The organism is Salipiger mangrovisoli (assembly GCF_015223355.1).
GTDB lineage: Bacteria > Pseudomonadota > Alphaproteobacteria > Rhodobacterales > Rhodobacteraceae > Salipiger > Salipiger mangrovisoli.
Genome location: NZ_JADFFK010000006.1, coordinates 23,219 through 39,369 on the forward strand (window position 1 = coordinate 23,219; position 16,151 = coordinate 39,369).

The following is a 16,151-nucleotide window of genomic DNA, read 5'->3' on the forward strand; positions in this document are numbered from 1 at the left end:
GAGAAACATGTTGAGGAAAAAGACCAACGGGGTTGCGCGACGCCCCCAGCGGACAAGTATCCTTTCCGAAGTGGCGAACACTTCGGTTGACCGTCGCGCCTTCCTGCGCGGGTCCGGTCTGGCGATCGGCGGCCTCGCGGCCGTGGCCGCCACCGGTGGTACGGTAACCCAGGCCACCGCGGCCACCGCCACCGGCGGCGAGATCAAGACGGTGAAATCCGTCTGCACCCACTGCTCGGTCGGCTGTACCGTGATGGCAGAGGTGCAGGGCGGTGTCTGGATCGGGCAGGAGCCCGGCTGGGACAGCCCGTTCAACCTTGGCTCGCATTGCGCCAAGGGTGCCTCGGTGCGCGAGCATGCGCATGGCGAGCGGCGCCTGAAGTACCCGATGAAGAAGGTGGGCGGCGAATGGCAGCGCATCTCCTGGGAGCAGGCGATCAACGAGATCGGCGACCAGATGCTGTCGATCCGCGACAGCTCGGGGCCTGACTCGGTCTACTGGCTCGGCTCGGCCAAGCACAGCAACGAGCAGGCCTACCTGTTCCGCAAGTTCGCCGCCTACTGGGGAACGAACAACGTGGACCACCAGGCGCGGATCTGCCACTCGACCACCGTTGCGGGCGTTGCGAACACATGGGGCTACGGCGCCATGACCAACTCCTACAACGACATCCACAACTCCAAGGCGATCTTCATCATCGGCGGCAACCCGGCCGAGGCGCACCCCGTCTCGCTGCAGCACGTGCTGAAGGCCAAGGAACAGAACAACGCGCCGCTGATCGTCTGCGACCCGCGCTTCACCCGCACCGCCGCCCACGCGGACGAATACGTGCGGTTCCGTCCGGGGTCGGACGTGGCGCTGGTCTGGGGCCTGCTGTGGCACATCTTCGAGAACGGCTGGGAGGACAAGGACTTCATCCGCAGCCGCGTCTGGGGCATGGACCAGATCCGTCCCGAGGTCGCCAAGTGGACCCCCGAAGAGGTCGAGCGGGTCACCGGCGTGCCGGGCCGCCAGCTCGAGCGCGTGGCGCGGACGCTGGCCAACAACCGTCCGGGCACCGTGATCTGGTGCATGGGCGGCACCCAGCACACCAACGGCAACAACAACACCCGCGCCTACTGCATCCTGCAGCTCGCGCTGGGGAACATGGGCACCGCCGGCGGCGGCACCAACATCTTCCGCGGCCATGACAACGTGCAGGGCGCAACCGACCTCGGCGTGCTCGCCGACACGCTGCCGGGCTACTACGGCCTGACCGCGGGGGCCTGGGCCCACTGGGCCCGCGTCTGGGAGGAAGACCTCGACTATCTCAAGTCCCGCTTCGCCATGCTGAAAGGCAAGGACGGCAAGGACAAGGAGATGATGGGTCTGACCGGCATCCCCGTCTCGCGCTGGATCGACGGCGTGCTCGAGGCCAAGGAAAACCTCGAACAGCCCGACAACACCCGCGCGATGGTGTTCTGGGGCCACGCCCCGAACTCGCAGACCCGCCTCAAGGAAATGAAGACGGCGATGGAGAAGCTCGACCTGCTGGTCGTGGTCGATCCCTACCCCACCGTCTCGGCGATCCTGCACGACCGGACCGACAACACCTACCTGCTGCCGGCCTCGACCCAGTTCGAGACCTACGGCTCGGTGACCGCGTCGAACCGCTCGCTGCAATGGCGTGACAAGGTGGTGGACCCGCTCTTCGAGTCGCTGCCCGACCACATCATCATGCACAAGTTCGCCACCAAGTTCGGCTTTGCGGATCGCCTGTTCCGCAACATCGAGGTGAACGGCGAGGAACCCTCGATCGAGGATCTGACGCGCGAGTTCAACAGGGGCATGTGGACCGTGGGCTACACCGGCCAGTCGCCGGAACGGCTCAAGATGCACATGGCGAACCAGCACACCTTTGACCGCACCACGCTGCGCGCCAACGGTGGCCCCGCGGATGGCGACTTCTACGGCATGCCGTGGCCCTGCTGGGGTACGCCCGAGATGAACCACCCGGGCTCGGCCAACCTCTATGACCTGTCGCTGGCGGTGAAGGACGGCGGCCTGCCGTTCCGTGCCCGCTACGGCGTCGAATACGAGGGGCAGAACCTGCTGGCCGAGGGCTCGTACACCGTCGGCTCCGAGATCGAGGACGGCTACCCCGAGTTCACCATGCAGATGCTGATCGATCTGGGATGGGACAAGGACCTCACGCCCTACGAGCGGCGAATGATCGAATGGGTCGCGGGCTATATCGACGCGCGCCCCAGCACCGACACTGAGGTCGGCGAGCAGGACCAGACCGGTCCCTACCCGTCCGACTTCGCCGAGCAGATCGGTGGCGTGAACTGGAAGACCGACCTTTCGGGCGGCATCCAGCGCGTGGCGATCCTGCATGGCTGCGCCCCCTACGGCAACGCCAAGGCCCGCTGCGTGGTCTGGACCTTCCCGGATCCGATCCCGCTGCACCGCGAGCCGCTCTACACGAACCGGCGCGACCTGGTGGCCGACTACCCGACCTACGAAGACAAGACCTTCTGGCGGGTGCCGACCATGTATGCCTCGATCCAGAAGAACGACTTCTCGAAGGACTACCCGATCATCCTCACCTCCGGCCGACTGGTCGAATACGAGGGTGGCGGCGACGAGACGCGGTCCAACCCGTGGCTCGCCGAGCTCCAGCAGAACATGTTCATCGAGATCAACCCGCGCGACGCCAACAATCTCGGCGTGCGGGACGGGGCGGATGTCTGGGTCGAGGGCCCCGAGGGCGGCAAGGTCAAGGTCATGGCCATGGTCACCCCGCGGGTGGGCGAGGGCGTTGCCTTCATGCCCTTCCACTTCGGCGGCCATTTCGAAGGCGTCGACCAGCGTTCGAAATATCCCGACGGGGCAGACCCGATCGTGCTGGGCGAATCCACCAACACCGCGCAGACCTATGGCTACGACTCCGTCACGCAGATGCAGGAGACCAAGGCCACACTCTGCAAGATCATGCCGGCGTAAGGAGAGCGAGACATGGCAAGAGCTAAATTCCTCTGCGATGCCGAGCGCTGCATCGAGTGCAACGCCTGCGTCACCGCGTGCAAGAACGAGCACGAGGTGCCATGGGGCATCAACCGCCGGCGGGTGGTGACCATCCAGGACGGCCAGCCGGGCGAACGCTCGATCTCGGTCGCCTGCATGCACTGCTCGGACGCACCCTGCATGGCCGTCTGCCCGGTGGACTGCTTCTACCAGACCGAAGAAGGTGTGGTGCTGCACTCCAAGGATCTGTGCATCGGCTGCGGCTACTGCTTCTACGCCTGCCCCTTCGGCGCGCCGCAGTACCCGCAAGCGGGCAACTTCGGCTCGCGCGGCAAGATGGACAAGTGCACCTTCTGCAACGGCGGCCCGGAAGAGAACAACTCCGCGGCCGAGTTCCAGAAGTACGGGCGCAACCGGATCGCCGAGGGCAAGCTGCCCATCTGCGCCGAGATGTGCTCGACCAAGGCCCTGCTGGCGGGAGACGGCGACGAGGTGTCGGCGATCTACCGCGAGCGCGTGGTGGCCCGTGGCTTCGGCTCGGGCGCCTGGGGCTGGGGCACCGCCTACGACGAAAAGGCCAACTGAGCCAAAGGTCGGCGGGCTTTCGGGCCCGCCGGTAACGCAACGAAGTCCCGCGCGGGGCGGCGATGGCCGCCGTTCCGCGCGGTTCTCGCGTGAACCTACTTCATGGAGACGACCATGCTGCGCCACCTGCTGGCACTTTTCGCACTGGTCCTGATGACCGCCGCCCCGCTGGGCGTCGCGGCGCAGGGCACCCTTCTTCCGCCCGAGCCCGACCGCTCCGCCACCGGCGGCGCGCAGACGCTCGAGGACATCATGCGCAGGCAGGCGGGCATCAAGATCGATGACAGCTTCCGGCGCGACAACATCGGCGGCGCCGCACCCGAGGCGCCCGAGCTCGGCACCCGCGGCGGCGCCTCGGATCCCGACCTGTGGCGCGCGCTGCGCTACAACGAGGCCGACGTGCGCGCCTCGACGATCAACCCCAACGGCAAGGTGCTGATCCAGGACGGCGGCATGTGGTGGTTGAGCTTCCGCCGCGGTCCGCTCGCGACCTACGGCGGCTGGCTGCTGCTGGGGACCATCGGCATCCTGGCGGTATTCTTCCTGCTGCGCGGCCGGATCAAGATCGACGGCGGCAAGGCGGGCAGCACCGTGCAGCGCTTCAAGTGGATCGAGCGTTTTGCGCATTGGACGCTGGCAGGATCGTTCCTCCTGCTCGGCTTCACCGGGCTTTTCACCCTCTTCGGGCGTAAGTACCTGGTGCCGTTGCTGGGCCATGAATTCAACTCGACGCTGCTGCACTACTCGAAGTTCATCCACAACAACGTCAGCTGGGCCTTCATGCTCGGGCTGATCATGGTTTTCGTCATGTGGGTCTGGCACAACATTCCCGACCGCACCGACATCACCTGGTTCGCCCAGGCCGGCGGCATCATCGGCAAGAAGCACCCGCCCGCGAAGAAGTTCAACGCGGGCCAGAAGATCATCTTCTGGTCGGTGATCCTGCTCGGGGCCTCGGTCTCGGTCTCGGGGCTGTCGCTGCTCTTCCCGTTCGATCTGCCGCTCTTTGCCCACACATTCTCGGTGCTCAACGACTGGGGCGTGCCGGGCTGGTTCGGCAGGGACGCTTTCCCCGTCCAGCTCGCGCCGCAGGAAGAGATGCAGTTCGCCCAGCTCTGGCACGCCATCGTCGCCTTCCTGCTGATGGCGGTGATCATCGGCCACATCTACATCGGCACGCTCGGCATGGAGGGTGCCTATGACGCCATGGGCTCCGGCCAGGTCGATGAGAACTGGGCGCATCAGCACCACTCGATCTGGTACGAGAAGGTGAAGGAACGCGAGGCGGCCGAAGCCCGCAACCCGGCCAGCAAGACGGCCACCCCGGCGGAGTGACCGCGATGGGCCGCCTGGCCTTTGTCCTGAGCGCCCTGCTCTGCGCCGCCCCGGCGGCGGCGCAGGAGTTCACCACGTTGAAGGGCCACGGCGGGCCGATCATGGCCATCGCCGTTTCGCCCTCGGGGCAGGTGGCGACCGGGAGTTTCGACAATTCCGTCGGCCTCTGGGACGGGGTCACACCGCGCTGGCTTGAAGGTCATGCCGCAGCGGTCACCGCGCTGAGCTGGGGGGCGGACGGCACCCTGGTTTCGGGCGGCGACGATTTCTCGGTGCGCATCTGGGGCGATGCGCCGCGCGTGCTCGGGCGGCATCAGGGCAAGGTCGCGGCACTCGCGGTCTCGCCGGATGGCACGCGCGTCGCCAGCGGCAGCTGGGATGGCTCCATCGCGCTCTGGCCGCGCAGCGGAGCCGAAGGGACGGTACTGCCAGCCCCTGGTTCCGGCGTCAACGCGCTGGCCTTCGGCGGGCCCGGCATGCTCTACGCCGCCACCATGGCCGGCGCGCTGCTGCGCTATGACCTCACCGCGGGCGATGCGCCGCTGGCCATCGTCCAGCACGGCTTCGGCATCAACCGGCTGGCGCTCGGGCAGGGCTGGATCGCCTATGGCGCGGTCGACGGCGGCACCCGCGTGATCGATCTCGCGACGGGCGCGCAGGTCGCCGACCTGACGCTCGATCGCCGCCCGATCCTCGCCATGGCCTACAACGCCCCTTCGCACCAGCTTGCGGTGGGCGATGGCGAAGGGTTCATCATGATCGTCGACACGCAGGACTGGCGCATCACCCGGGATTTCCGCGCCACCCGGCAGGGCCCGGTCTGGGCGCTGGCCTTCTCGCCCGATGGCACGGTGATCCACGCCGGCGGGCTGGACGATGTGGCCTATGCCTGGCCGGTCGACCTGCTCGACGTCTTCGATCCGGGCATCGAGGGCGCGCGCAGCTTCCTGCGTGCCGCCGAGACCATGCCCAATGGCGAGCGCCAGTTCATGCGCAAATGCTCGATCTGCCACGCGCTCGACCCCGGCCCGTCGCGCAAGGCGGGTCCAAGCCTGCACGGCCTTTTCGGCCGCCGCGCCGGGACCCTGCCCGGCTACAGCTATTCCGACACGCTGGACGGGTCGGAGATCATCTGGACCGAAACCACGATCGATGCGCTTTTCGATCAGGGTCCGGACCATTACATACCCGGCTCGAAGATGCCCATGCAGGTGATCGCGGGCGGCAGCGACCGGGCCGATCTGATAGACTACCTGAAACAGGCCACCAAAGGAGAGTGACCGCATATGAAAGCCATGTTCACGGGCTTCGCCGCCATCATCGTCATCGGCATTGCCGCCTATTTCGGGCTGCACGAGATCGGCATGTCCTCGGCAGAGGTCTACTCGAGCCCAAACGTCCGCCACGACTGAGCCCACGCGGATGACGCCGAAGGACGCCACCACCGACGATTACGGCCCGACCCTGGCCGGCGCCTCGATCCTCGTGGTCGATGACGAACCGGGGATGCGCAACTTCCTCGTCAAGATGCTGACCCCGCGGGTGCAGCGGGTCGAGGAAGCGCGCTCGGCGCTGGAGGCGACGCAAAAGCTCGACGCGGCGCATTTCGACCTGGTCATCCTCGACAACGTGATGCCGAAGATGACCGGCCTCGACTGGCTGGCAGAGCAGCAGCGCCGCGGCTTCTTCGGCGACACGATCCTGATCACCGCCTATGCGGATCTTGAGACCGCGATCACCGCGTTGCGCGCCGGGGTCAGCGACTTCGTCCTGAAACCCTTCCGCGCCAACCAAATCCTCGGCGCCGTGGCGCGCACGCTCGACCGCAAGTACCTGCGGCGCGACAACACGCTGCTGCGGCGCGAGCTGCGCACGGGCCAGTTCCAGGGCAAGCTGCTCGGCAAATCCGAGGTGATGGTCGCCGTGCGTGCCCTGCTCGCCAAGCTGGCGCCTTTGCCCACGCCGGTGCTCTTCACCGGGGCCAGCGGCACCGGCAAGGAAATGGCCGCGCGCCATCTCCATCAGCTCTCCGACCGCGCCGACAAGCCCTTTGTCCCGGTCAACTGCGCTGCCATTGCGCCCGACCGCATGGTGCAGGAGCTGTTCGGCAGCCTCGAGAACGGCGATCGCCTGAAACCGGGGCTGCTGCTCCTGGCCGACGGCGGGACGCTGTTTCTCGACGAGGTGGCGCAGATGCCCGAGCCGCTTCAGGCGGCGCTGTTGCGCGTGCTCGAGGATCAGCGCATCCGCCCGACCGGGGCAGAACGCGAGCTTCCCCTCAACCTGCGCTTCCTCTTCGCCACCAATGCCGACCTCGAGGCGCTGGTGGCCCAAGGCAGGTTCCGCGCCGACCTCTACCACCGCATCAACGTGCTGAAGGTCGAGATGCCGCCCCTGTCGAACCGGTCGGACGACATCCTCGAGCTGGCCGCGCTCTTCACCAAGCAGTTCAGCCAAGCGCTCGGGATGCCGGGGCTGGAGCTTGACCAGCAGACCCTGCTCAACCTGCGCCGCTACGACTGGCCCGGCAACGTGCGCGAGCTGCGCAACCTGATCGAACGCTCGGTGATCCTGGGCGGCTTTCCGCCCGAGGTCGCTGGCTCCGGCGAGATGACCGGGGCGCGGGCGATCGAGGATCTCGACCTCGTGGTCCAGCGTCACATCCTGCACATGCTCGACCTCTGCGAGGGCAACCGGGCCGAGGCAGCGCGGCGGCTCGGAGTCTCGCGCAAGACCATCGACCGCAAGATCGCGCAGTGGGGCGAAGAGAGCGTGACCCCGCCGGGACCGCTGCGCTAGGCTGGGGCAAAAGCCGAGCGGAGCAGACCATGACCAGACATCGCGATTCCCTAGGGTGGCGCCGCGCCATGGCAGCGGCGCTGCTGGCGCTTTGCGCCCTCGCCTCCCCCGCCGCGGCGCTCGACCGCGCCGCCATCGAGCGGCAGTTCCGTGGCTGGCTCGAACAGACCGTCTGGCCCCGCGCCTCGGCCAGGGGCGTGTCGCGCGGCACCTTCGAGACGGCCTTCGCCGGCGTGCGTCTGAACTGGGACCTGCCCGACCTCGTGCCACCGGGCACCAGGCCCGAGACCCCGAAGCAACAGCGTCAGGCCGAGTTCGGCCAGCCCGCGAAGTATTTCAACCGTGGGTCCGTGGACGGCGCGACCAGCACCGGACGGCAGATGGCGCGGAAACACGCCTCGGCGCTCGCCGCCACGGAAAGGGCAACCGGCGTGCCCGGTCGCATCATCCTCGGGATCTGGGGCCGCGAGAGCGGCTATGGCCGCGTGGCGATCCCGCACAGCGCCTTCGAGGTGCTGGGCACCAAGGGCTTCATGTCGACCCGCGCCGGCTATTTCACCGACGAGCTGATCGCCGCGCTCGAGATCGCCGAAGCCGGACACGCGCCGGCCGGGGTGATGAAAAGCTCATGGGCCGGGGCGCTGGGGCAGCCGCAGTTCATGCCTTCGAACTTCCTGAAATACGCCGCCGACGGCACCGGCGATGGCCACGCCGACATCTGGCGTTCGGAGGCGGACACCATCGCCTCGATCGGCACCTACCTTGCCAGACACGGCTGGCAGAACGGACGCGACTGGGGCTTCGAGGTCACCGTGCCCGCCTCCGTCTCCTGCACGCTCGAAGGCCCCGATCAGGGCAGGCGCATTTCCGAGTGGGAAAAGCTCGGCATCACCCGCGTTTCCGGCCGCGCCTTCCCCGAGAGCGAGCGGCGCGGCGAGGGATTCCTGCTGATGCCTGCCGGGCGGCATGGGCCAGCGTTCATCGTCACGCCCAACTTCTACGTGCTGAAGGAGTACAACATGAGCGATCTCTACGCGCTCTTTGTGGGCCATGTGGGCGACCGCATCCAGTACGGCGTTGGCGATTTCAGCGCGGGATGGGGCGCGGTCGGCGGGCTCTACCGCTCTGATGTCGCGGCCATGCAGCGGGCGCTGGAGCGGATGGGTCACGATGTCGGCGGGGCGGACGGGCTGCCGGGGTTCAAGACCCGACGCTCGATCGGGCGCTGGCAAGAGGCGCAGGGGCGACCCGCCACCTGCTTCCCCGAGACCGCGATGAAATCCGCACTGCGCTAGGCGTTCCAGACCACCTCGCCAAGCGGCGTTAGGTCGTAGCCGCCAAGGCTCTCCGCGCGGCTGCGGAAGATCTCGGATCGGCAGAAGGCCATCAGCCGCTGCAAAGGCGGGTCGAACCACGCCTTGCGATCGATCAGCAGATCGAAGCGCTCGTCGATCAGCGGCACGAAGGGCAGGCCATAGGCGCGGGCGACCGATTCCAGCCCGAAGGTCACGTCGGCCTCGCCACGCCGCACGCTCTGCACCGCCTCGTCCTCGGTCCTTTCGAGCGGTGTCAGGGTGACCATGCCGAGATCAAGCCCCGCTTCGGCCGCCAGGTCGCGCAGCAGCCCGGCGCTTCCCGAGCTTTGCTGCCGCGGTGCCAGCCGCAGTCCGGCAAGCTCGGCAAGCCCTTTCGGCGCGGCCCCGCCTTCGCGCAGCACCAGCCCGCGGCGTCGCGCCGCGAAGCCCACCAGCACCGCATTCTGTCCGGCTGCGGCATCCCGCGCGGTAGCCGCGTTCCAGCCTCCCGCCGGGTCGCGGACGTGCAGGCCCGTTGCCACGCCTTCCCCGCCGGCGAAGCGCGTCAGCCCGTCAAGCGATCCGTCGAAATAGGTGGCAAGCCCGCAGCGCGACTGGCGGATCGCCCAGTCGAGCAGGGGGTCGTGGGAGCCCAGGAAGACACCCGGTCGCGCTGTGGGAGCGGCAATCGTCCCGCCGCTCTGCGCGCCTTCGATCCAGGCGCGGATCTCGGCGGCGGGGAACAGGAGCTTGCCGGTGGCGCGCGAGCAGGGCACCTCGCCCGAGGCAGCAAGATCATAGATCTTGCGTTCTTTCAGGCGCAGCAGATCGGCCAGTTCGCGGACAGTCAGGTAGTCGTGGGGCGGAAACTGCGGGTCTGTCATGGGGTCCGGATGTGTCGGGGGGCGGCACGACGCCGCCCCCGGACCCTATCAGGACTTCGGTGCGTTGGGGAAGAACAGCTGCTGGCCGTCGATCTTGTAGTCGGCGATCACCTTCTGGCCCTCGTCCGAGATCAGCCAGTCGGCGAAATCCTGCGCCGCATCGATCTTGACCGAGGGGCATTTCTCGGGGTTCACCGGGATCACGCCGTACTGGTTGAAGAGGTTCTCGTCGCCCTCGACCTCGATCGCGTAGTCCTGCTTGTTCTGGAAGCTGATCCAGGTGGCGCGGTCGGTCAGCACGTAGGCCCCCATGCCGATGCCGGCGTTCAGCGTCGCGCCCATGCCCGAGCCGGTCTCGCGGTACCACTCTCCCGAGGCGGCGGTCGGGTCGATGCCCGCATCCTTCCACAGCGCGACCTCTTTCTTGTGGGTGCCGCTGTCATCCCCGCGCGAGGCAAAGAGCGCGCCCGCTTCGGAAATCTTGGTCAGCGCCGCCTCGACGTCGTCCATGCCCTTCACGCCCGCCGGGTCGGCCTCGGGGCCGACGATAACGAAATCGTTGTACATCAGATCCGTGCGCGTGGTGCCGAAGCCCGCCTCGACGAACTTCTCTTCGGACGGCTTGGCGTGCACCAGCAGTAGGTCGCCATCGCAGTTTTCGGCGTTCTTGATCGCCTGGCCGGTGCCCACGGCAACGACGTTGACGGTGATGCCGCTCTCGGCGGTGTAGATTGGCAGCAGGTAGTCGTAGAGCCCCGAGTTGGCGGTCGATGTCGTGGACTGCACGATGATCGACTGCTCCTGCGCGATCGCCGCACCGGCGAGGCCGAGGGTCAGCGCAGTTGAGGCGATCAGTCTTGCGATGGTCATGACGAGGATCCTTCTGTCTTGGTAATCAATCACTTGGAGACACATGGGGCGGGCGATCAGAGAACGATGCGTCCCGCCAGGTAATCCCGTGCCGCTTGGCTGCGCGGCTCAGGGAAGAAGACATCGGCCGGGCTGTGCTCGGCGACGCGGCCGCGGTGCAGGAAGACCACCTCGTCCGCCATGCGCCGGGCCTGCCCGACATCATGGGTGACGAAGACGATCCGCGTGCCGCAGTCACGGGCGGCGGCAACGATGCGCTCGATCACCAGCACCGAGGCCGGATCGAGGCTGGCGGTGGCCTCGTCGAGGAACAGCACTTCCGGATCGGTGGCCAGCGCGCGGGCCAGCGCCAGCCGTTGCGCCTCGCCGCCCGAGAGCAGCCGCGCGGGCTGGCGCGCCTTGTGCAAGAGCCCGACCTCGCGCAGCAATGCGTCCCGGCGGCTGCGGTCGCGACCCCGGCTCTTCAGCACGAAATCGACGTTGGCGGCGACCGATCGGCGCAGCAGGACCGGCTTTTGGAACACCAGCGCCTGCCGGGCGGTGGCCTGCGCCGCCGGGATGCCGTTCCAGCTGACGTCCCCGGCCCCAGGCACAAGCAGCCCGTGCATCATCTTCAGCAGCAGGCTCTTGCCCGCGCCGTTCGGCCCCATGATCACCGTGCAGCCGCCCGGCGCGAGCGTCAGCTCCACCCCGTCAAGAAGGGCGGTGCCATCGGCGGTCAACCGCAGGCCGGAGACCCGCAACGGCAGCAGCGGGCGCTTCGGCGCGGCCTCGTCGCGGGGGCGCGCCATCGGCGGGACCGAGGTGATCGGCAGGTCAGACATGCGCCCTCTCAGACATGGGCCTGCCTCGCGGCGGTCATGCGCAGCGCTTGCACCCCGGCGTTCACCCCCAGCGCCAGCACCAGCAGGATGATTCCCAATGCCAGCGCCAGCGGCAGATCACCCTTTGACGTCTCGAGCGCGATGGCGGTGGTCATGACGCGGGTCAGGTGATCGATGTTGCCGCCGACGATGATCACCGCCCCGACCTCGGCCACGGCGCGGCCGAAACCTGCCAGACCGACGGTCAGCAGCGCGTAGCGCCCGTCCCAGAGCAGCGTCGCAACGCTCTGCCAGCGCGTCAGGCAGAGCGAGCGGAACTGTTCGGCATATTCGGCATGCAGGTCCTCGAGCAGCTGCCGCGACAGCGCGGCGACAATCGGCACGATGAGAATGGTCTGCGCGAAGATCATCGCGCCGGGGGTGTAGAGCAGCCCCAGAAAGCCGAGCGGCCCGGAGCGCGAGAGATAGAGGTAGACCAGCAGGCCGACGACCACCGGCGGCAGACCCATCAGCGCGTTCATCACGATCAGCACGAGGCCGCGGCCGCGGAAGCGGCTCACCGCGATCAGCGCGCCAATGGGCAGGCCGATGCCGCAGGCGAGCACCGTGGCGCTCAGGCTGACCCGCAGCGAGAGGCCGACGATCTCGTAGAGATCGGCCTCGCCGGACAGGACGAGGGACAGCGCCAGATGGAAGGCCTCTCCAATGCTCTGCAAAATTTTCTCTCCCTGCGGAAATTTTGCCTTATTCCGACTATGCACCCTCTCGCTGATCACGCAAGAGCCGTCAATAGTCTGAATTAAATAAGGCCTGCTCAAAGAGGCGGGCCTTGATCAGAGGATGACTGCAAAATTTCCGGGATCGCCCCGAGAGCCTCAGAACGGCAGGCCGACGTAGTTCTCGGCGAGGTCCTTGCGGGCAGTTTCCGAGTCCGCAAGGTGCCGCAGCGTGGCGCGGCGCATCTCTTCGGCAAAGCTGTCCTCGCCCTCGAAACGGTGCAACATGGTGGTCATCTGCCAACTGAAGCGCATGGCCTTCCAGATGCGCGCCAAAGCGCGCTTGGAATAGCCGTCGATCCCCGCGCTCTGGCCGGACTTCAGCGCCGCGATCAGCGCCTCGTGCAGGTAGTAGACGTCCGAGACCGCGAGGTTCAGCCCCTTCGCGCCGGTCGGCGGCACGATATGCGCAGCATCGCCGACGAGGAAAAGCCGGCCCCAGCGCAGCGGCTCGGAAACGAAGCTGCGCAGCGGCGCGATGGACTTCTCGATCGACGGGCCGGTGACCAGCCTGGCGGCGGCCTCAGACGGGATGCGGCGCTTGAACTCGGTCCAGAAACGCTCGTCCGACCAATCCTCGACCTTGTCGGTCAGCGGCACCTGCACGTAGTAGCGCACCAGATTCTCGTTGCGCATCGAGGCCAGCGCGAACCCGTGTGGAGAGTTGGAGTAAATCAGCTCGTCATGCACCGGCGGGGTGCGCGAGAGGATCCCCAGCCAGCCGAAGGGGTAGACCCGCTCGAACTCGCGGCGCTTCTCCTCGGGGATCGTCTCGCGGCTGACACCGTGGAAACCGTCGCAGCCCGCCACATAGGCGCAGGTGATGCGGTGACGCTCGCCGTTCAGCGTGTATTCCACCGCCGCCTCGGACGCGTCGAGATCGTGGATCGTCACGTCCTCGACCCCGTGGATCACCGTGGTGCCCATGGCGTCCTGCGCATCGTAGAGGTCATGGGTCACCTCGGTCTGGCCGTAGACCATGACCTGCTTGCCGGTGAGCGCCTTGAAGTCGATGTGCACCATCAGCTCGGCATCGGTGAGGTAGGTGCCATCATGCGGGTAGCCCTCGGCATCCATGCGCGCACCAACACCCGCCTCACGCAGCAGCTCGACCGTGCCCCATTCGAGAATACCGGCGCGGATGCGCGACAGCACGTGCTCGCGGCTCGAGCGCTCGAGCACCACGGTTGCGACCCCGGCCTTGTTCAGCAGCTGCGAGAGCAGCAGGCCCGACGGCCCGCCGCCGATGACCACGACTTCGGTTTTCATGCAATCTCCTCCGATCATTCCGCGCACCCTACGCCCTGCAAGGTCCGGCGCGAATAGACAGGGGACGCATAGACTGGTACTATTCATGCATGACCCGGCGTCCCGACATCCCCCTGTTCGATCTCTTCGGAGAAACCGGTGGCTTTCCGGACACGGTGCATTGCGAGCGCATCTGGGACCGCGCAAGACTTCACGATTGGGTGATTTCCTCGCATAGGCACGCCGAGATCACGCAGGTGTTTCTGATGCGGCAGGGCCATGCCGAAGTGCGGATCGACGGTCAGGCGCACCGCCTGGACGACGGACAATTCCTGCTTATCCCGGTACAGATCGTGCATGGCTTCGAATTTCAGATGCTGAGCGAAGGGTTGGTGCTTTCCTTCCCCGCGCCGGTGCTCGCCGGGATGCGCCCGGCGTCCGCTGCGCTTTCTGCACGGCTGGCGCGCCCGGCGATCGGCGACGCCTCGGAAACGCTGGTCACCCTCTCCGAACAGCTTGTCGCCGCCTTCGCCCGCCCCGGCCCCTATCGCGCCAACCTCTTGGTGTCGCTGGCGCAGGCGCTCCTCGCCGAGATCTGCACACTGGCCCCGGCCGAGGAGCCCGCCGCCCCCGGCGGGGCCAAGATGATGGCGCTCGACGGGCTGATCTCGGACCATCTCGCCGAGGGCTGGCGCGCCGGGGACTACGCCGCCGCCCTGTCGATCACCCCCGGCCATCTCAACCGGCTGTGCCACGCCGCCACCGGCCTCAGCGCCTCGCGCTACATCGAAGGCAAGCTGATGACCGAGGCCAGCCGCCTGCTCGCCTTCACCCAGGTGCCCGTGGCCGAGGTCGGTTACCGGCTGGGCTTTTCCGATCCGGCCTATTTCTCCCGCCGCTTCCGCGCGCTGCGCGGCCAGAGCCCCAGCGACTACCGGGGCCGCTTCGTGGGCTGAGCAAGACCGGAACAGCCGCCTGCCCGCGAGGCCGGGTGCGCCCGCGCGTCACCCCACCCGCTTGACCCCGCGGCGCAGAGGCGTATCGCTTGGCCCGTCCTAGTTCCGCGGAAGGCACCCATGACCCGCATCATGATCAACGGCTTCGGCCGCATCGGCCGCACCCTGCTGCGCCAGCTGCTCACCAACCCGGCGCATGCCGACCTCGAGCTGGTGGCGATCAACGACATCGCCGCGCCCGAGATGTGCGCCTATCTGTTCCGCTACGACAGCGTCTTCGGCCCCTTCCCCGGCACCGTGACCGAGGAGCCCGGCGCGCTGGTCATCAATGGCCGCCGCATCCCCTTCCACACCACCCGCGACCTGCGCGACCTTGACCTGGGCCATGTCGACGTGGTGCTCGAATGCACCGGCGCGGCGTCGAACCGCCCGCATGCCGAGGCCGGGCTGCTGGCCGGGGCGCGGTCGGTACTGCTTTCCGGCCCCTCCGAGGCCGCCGATGTCACCTGCGTGCTCGGTGCCAACGAGGCAGAGATGGGTGACGCAAGGATCGTCTCCAACGCCTCCTGCACCACCAACGCCATCGCGCCGATGCTGAAGGCGCTCGACGCGCGCTTCGGCATTGACCGCGCGCATGTGACGACGATCCACTGCTACACAGGCAGCCAACCAACGGTGGACGCGCCCGGCGCGAGCTACGAGCGCAGCCGCGCCGCGGCCGTTTCGATGGTGCCGACCAGCACAAGCGCGGCGAAGCAGGTGATCAAGGTGCTGCCTGCGCTCGACCACCGGCTCAGCGTGACCGCCGTGCGCGTGCCCTGCATCTCGGTCTCGGCGGTGGACGCCGTCCTGCAGATCAAGGACATGCCCAACGACATCAATTCGGTCTTGTCGGAGCTGTTCGCGGGATCACCGCTTGTCGGGCTGACCGCCGATCCCTGCGTGTCCACCGACCTGCGCGCCCGGCCGGAATCACTGGTGCTCTCGACCCGCGAAACCCGCGTGATCGAGGGCGGCCAGCTGCGGCTCTTCGGCTGGTACGACAACGAGTGGGGTTTCTCCGCACGGATGATCGACATGACCCGGCGCATGGCGGCGCGCTGATCTTCAAACGGCGTTTGAAACTGCCTCGGGCGTGCGGGGCTTTACCCGCCCCCCGCTTCTGCCACTATGTCCCGCAACCCCTTATGGAGACCCGCCGATGACCGGATACCTGACGACGCACGTGCTCGACACCGCCCGCGGCTGCCCCGCACAGGGGCTGAAGATCGAGCTTTTCCGGATCGAGGGCGAGAGCCGCAGCCTGCTCAGGACGCTGGTGACAAATGACGACGGCCGCACCGACACGCAGATTCTGCCCGCCGCAGATTTCGCGCTCGGCACCTATGAGCTGGTGTTCCATGCCGGTGCCTATCTTGATGCCTGCGGCACCCCGCCCGAGGAGCCGCGTTTCCTCGACGTGGTGCCGATCCGCTTCGGCATGTCCGAGCCCGCGCATTACCACGTGCCGCTGCTGCTTTCTCCCTTCGGCTATTCCACCTACCGCGGCAGCTGAGCGTGGCGCGTGCTCCC

15 protein-coding genes are annotated in these 16,151 nt (G+C 67.4%); 10 read left to right on the forward strand and 5 right to left on the reverse strand.

Translation table 11 applies throughout. From position 1 onward, the window contains the following. The first annotated feature begins 7 nt into the window (after positions 1–7). The 7 genes from IQ782_RS09235 to IQ782_RS09260 all read left to right on the forward strand — a co-directional run bounded on the left by IQ782_RS09235 (position 8) and on the right by IQ782_RS09260 (position 9,021). Positions 8–2,986: a formate dehydrogenase subunit alpha gene (locus IQ782_RS09235; RefSeq protein WP_194134346.1), complete on the forward strand. Its 2,979-nt coding sequence runs from the start codon at positions 8–10 to the stop codon at positions 2,984–2,986. Positions 2,987–2,998: 12 nt separating this feature from the next. Next, complete coding sequence (gene fdh3B, locus IQ782_RS09240; protein WP_194134347.1) at positions 2,999–3,592, forward strand: formate dehydrogenase FDH3 subunit beta; 594 nt, start codon at positions 2,999–3,001, stop codon at positions 3,590–3,592. Between the two features lie 102 nt (positions 3,593–3,694). Then, positions 3,695–4,927 (forward strand): formate dehydrogenase subunit gamma, encoded by a 1,233-nt coding sequence (locus IQ782_RS09245; RefSeq protein ID WP_420832633.1) that lies wholly within the window; start codon positions 3,695–3,697, stop codon positions 4,925–4,927. 5 nt (positions 4,928–4,932) lie between these two features. Next, on the forward strand, positions 4,933–6,207 hold the full coding sequence (locus IQ782_RS09250) for a c-type cytochrome (protein WP_194134348.1): 1,275 nt from the start codon (positions 4,933–4,935) through the stop codon (positions 6,205–6,207). Positions 6,208–6,213: 6 nt separating this feature from the next. Further along, the gene (locus IQ782_RS30160) at positions 6,214–6,339 is read left to right on the forward strand and encodes a hypothetical protein (protein ID WP_260348423.1); all 126 of its coding nucleotides are present in this window, start codon (positions 6,214–6,216) and stop codon (positions 6,337–6,339) included. 10 nt (positions 6,340–6,349) lie between these two features. Next, the gene (locus IQ782_RS09255) at positions 6,350–7,726 is read left to right on the forward strand and encodes a sigma-54-dependent transcriptional regulator (protein WP_194134349.1); all 1,377 of its coding nucleotides are present in this window, start codon (positions 6,350–6,352) and stop codon (positions 7,724–7,726) included. A 68-nt stretch (positions 7,727–7,794) separates the two neighbouring features. Next, complete coding sequence (locus IQ782_RS09260; protein WP_194134566.1) at positions 7,795–9,021, forward strand: lytic murein transglycosylase; 1,227 nt, start codon at positions 7,795–7,797, stop codon at positions 9,019–9,021. Here IQ782_RS09260 and IQ782_RS09265 read toward each other — a convergent pair. The 5 genes from IQ782_RS09265 to pobA all read right to left on the reverse strand — a co-directional run bounded on the left by IQ782_RS09265 (position 9,018) and on the right by pobA (position 13,644). Next, positions 9,018–9,905, reverse strand: coding sequence for a helix-turn-helix transcriptional regulator (locus IQ782_RS09265; protein WP_194134350.1), 888 nt, complete (start codon positions 9,903–9,905; stop codon positions 9,018–9,020). The genes IQ782_RS09260 and IQ782_RS09265 overlap by 4 nt on opposite strands. Positions 9,906–9,953: 48 nt before the next feature. After that, the gene (locus tag IQ782_RS09270) at positions 9,954–10,775 is read right to left on the reverse strand and encodes an ABC transporter substrate-binding protein (RefSeq protein WP_194134351.1); all 822 of its coding nucleotides are present in this window, start codon (positions 10,773–10,775) and stop codon (positions 9,954–9,956) included. 56 nt (positions 10,776–10,831) lie between these two features. After that, positions 10,832–11,599, reverse strand: coding sequence for an ATP-binding cassette domain-containing protein (locus IQ782_RS09275; RefSeq protein WP_194134352.1), 768 nt, complete (start codon positions 11,597–11,599; stop codon positions 10,832–10,834). An 8-nt stretch (positions 11,600–11,607) separates the two neighbouring features. Beyond that, positions 11,608–12,315 (reverse strand): ABC transporter permease, encoded by a 708-nt coding sequence (locus IQ782_RS09280; protein WP_194134353.1) that lies wholly within the window; start codon positions 12,313–12,315, stop codon positions 11,608–11,610. Positions 12,316–12,474: 159 nt separating this feature from the next. Continuing rightward, the gene (pobA, locus tag IQ782_RS09285; protein WP_194134354.1) at positions 12,475–13,644 is read right to left on the reverse strand and encodes a 4-hydroxybenzoate 3-monooxygenase; all 1,170 of its coding nucleotides are present in this window, start codon (positions 13,642–13,644) and stop codon (positions 12,475–12,477) included. An 89-nt stretch (positions 13,645–13,733) separates the two neighbouring features. Here pobA and IQ782_RS09290 point away from each other — a divergent pair, with 89 nt between their 5' ends. The 3 genes from IQ782_RS09290 (at position 13,734) to uraH (ending at position 16,134) form a co-directional block, all read left to right on the forward strand. After that, on the forward strand, positions 13,734–14,579 hold the full coding sequence (locus IQ782_RS09290; protein WP_194134355.1) for a helix-turn-helix domain-containing protein: 846 nt from the start codon (positions 13,734–13,736) through the stop codon (positions 14,577–14,579). A 120-nt stretch (positions 14,580–14,699) separates the two neighbouring features. Beyond that, positions 14,700–15,683, forward strand: coding sequence for a type I glyceraldehyde-3-phosphate dehydrogenase (locus IQ782_RS09295; RefSeq protein ID WP_194134356.1), 984 nt, complete (start codon positions 14,700–14,702; stop codon positions 15,681–15,683). Positions 15,684–15,780: 97 nt separating this feature from the next. Further along, a complete protein-coding gene (gene uraH / locus IQ782_RS09300; RefSeq protein ID WP_194134357.1) occupies positions 15,781–16,134 on the forward strand; it encodes a hydroxyisourate hydrolase in 354 nt (117 codons plus the stop codon). Positions 16,135–16,151 lie beyond the last annotated feature (17 nt).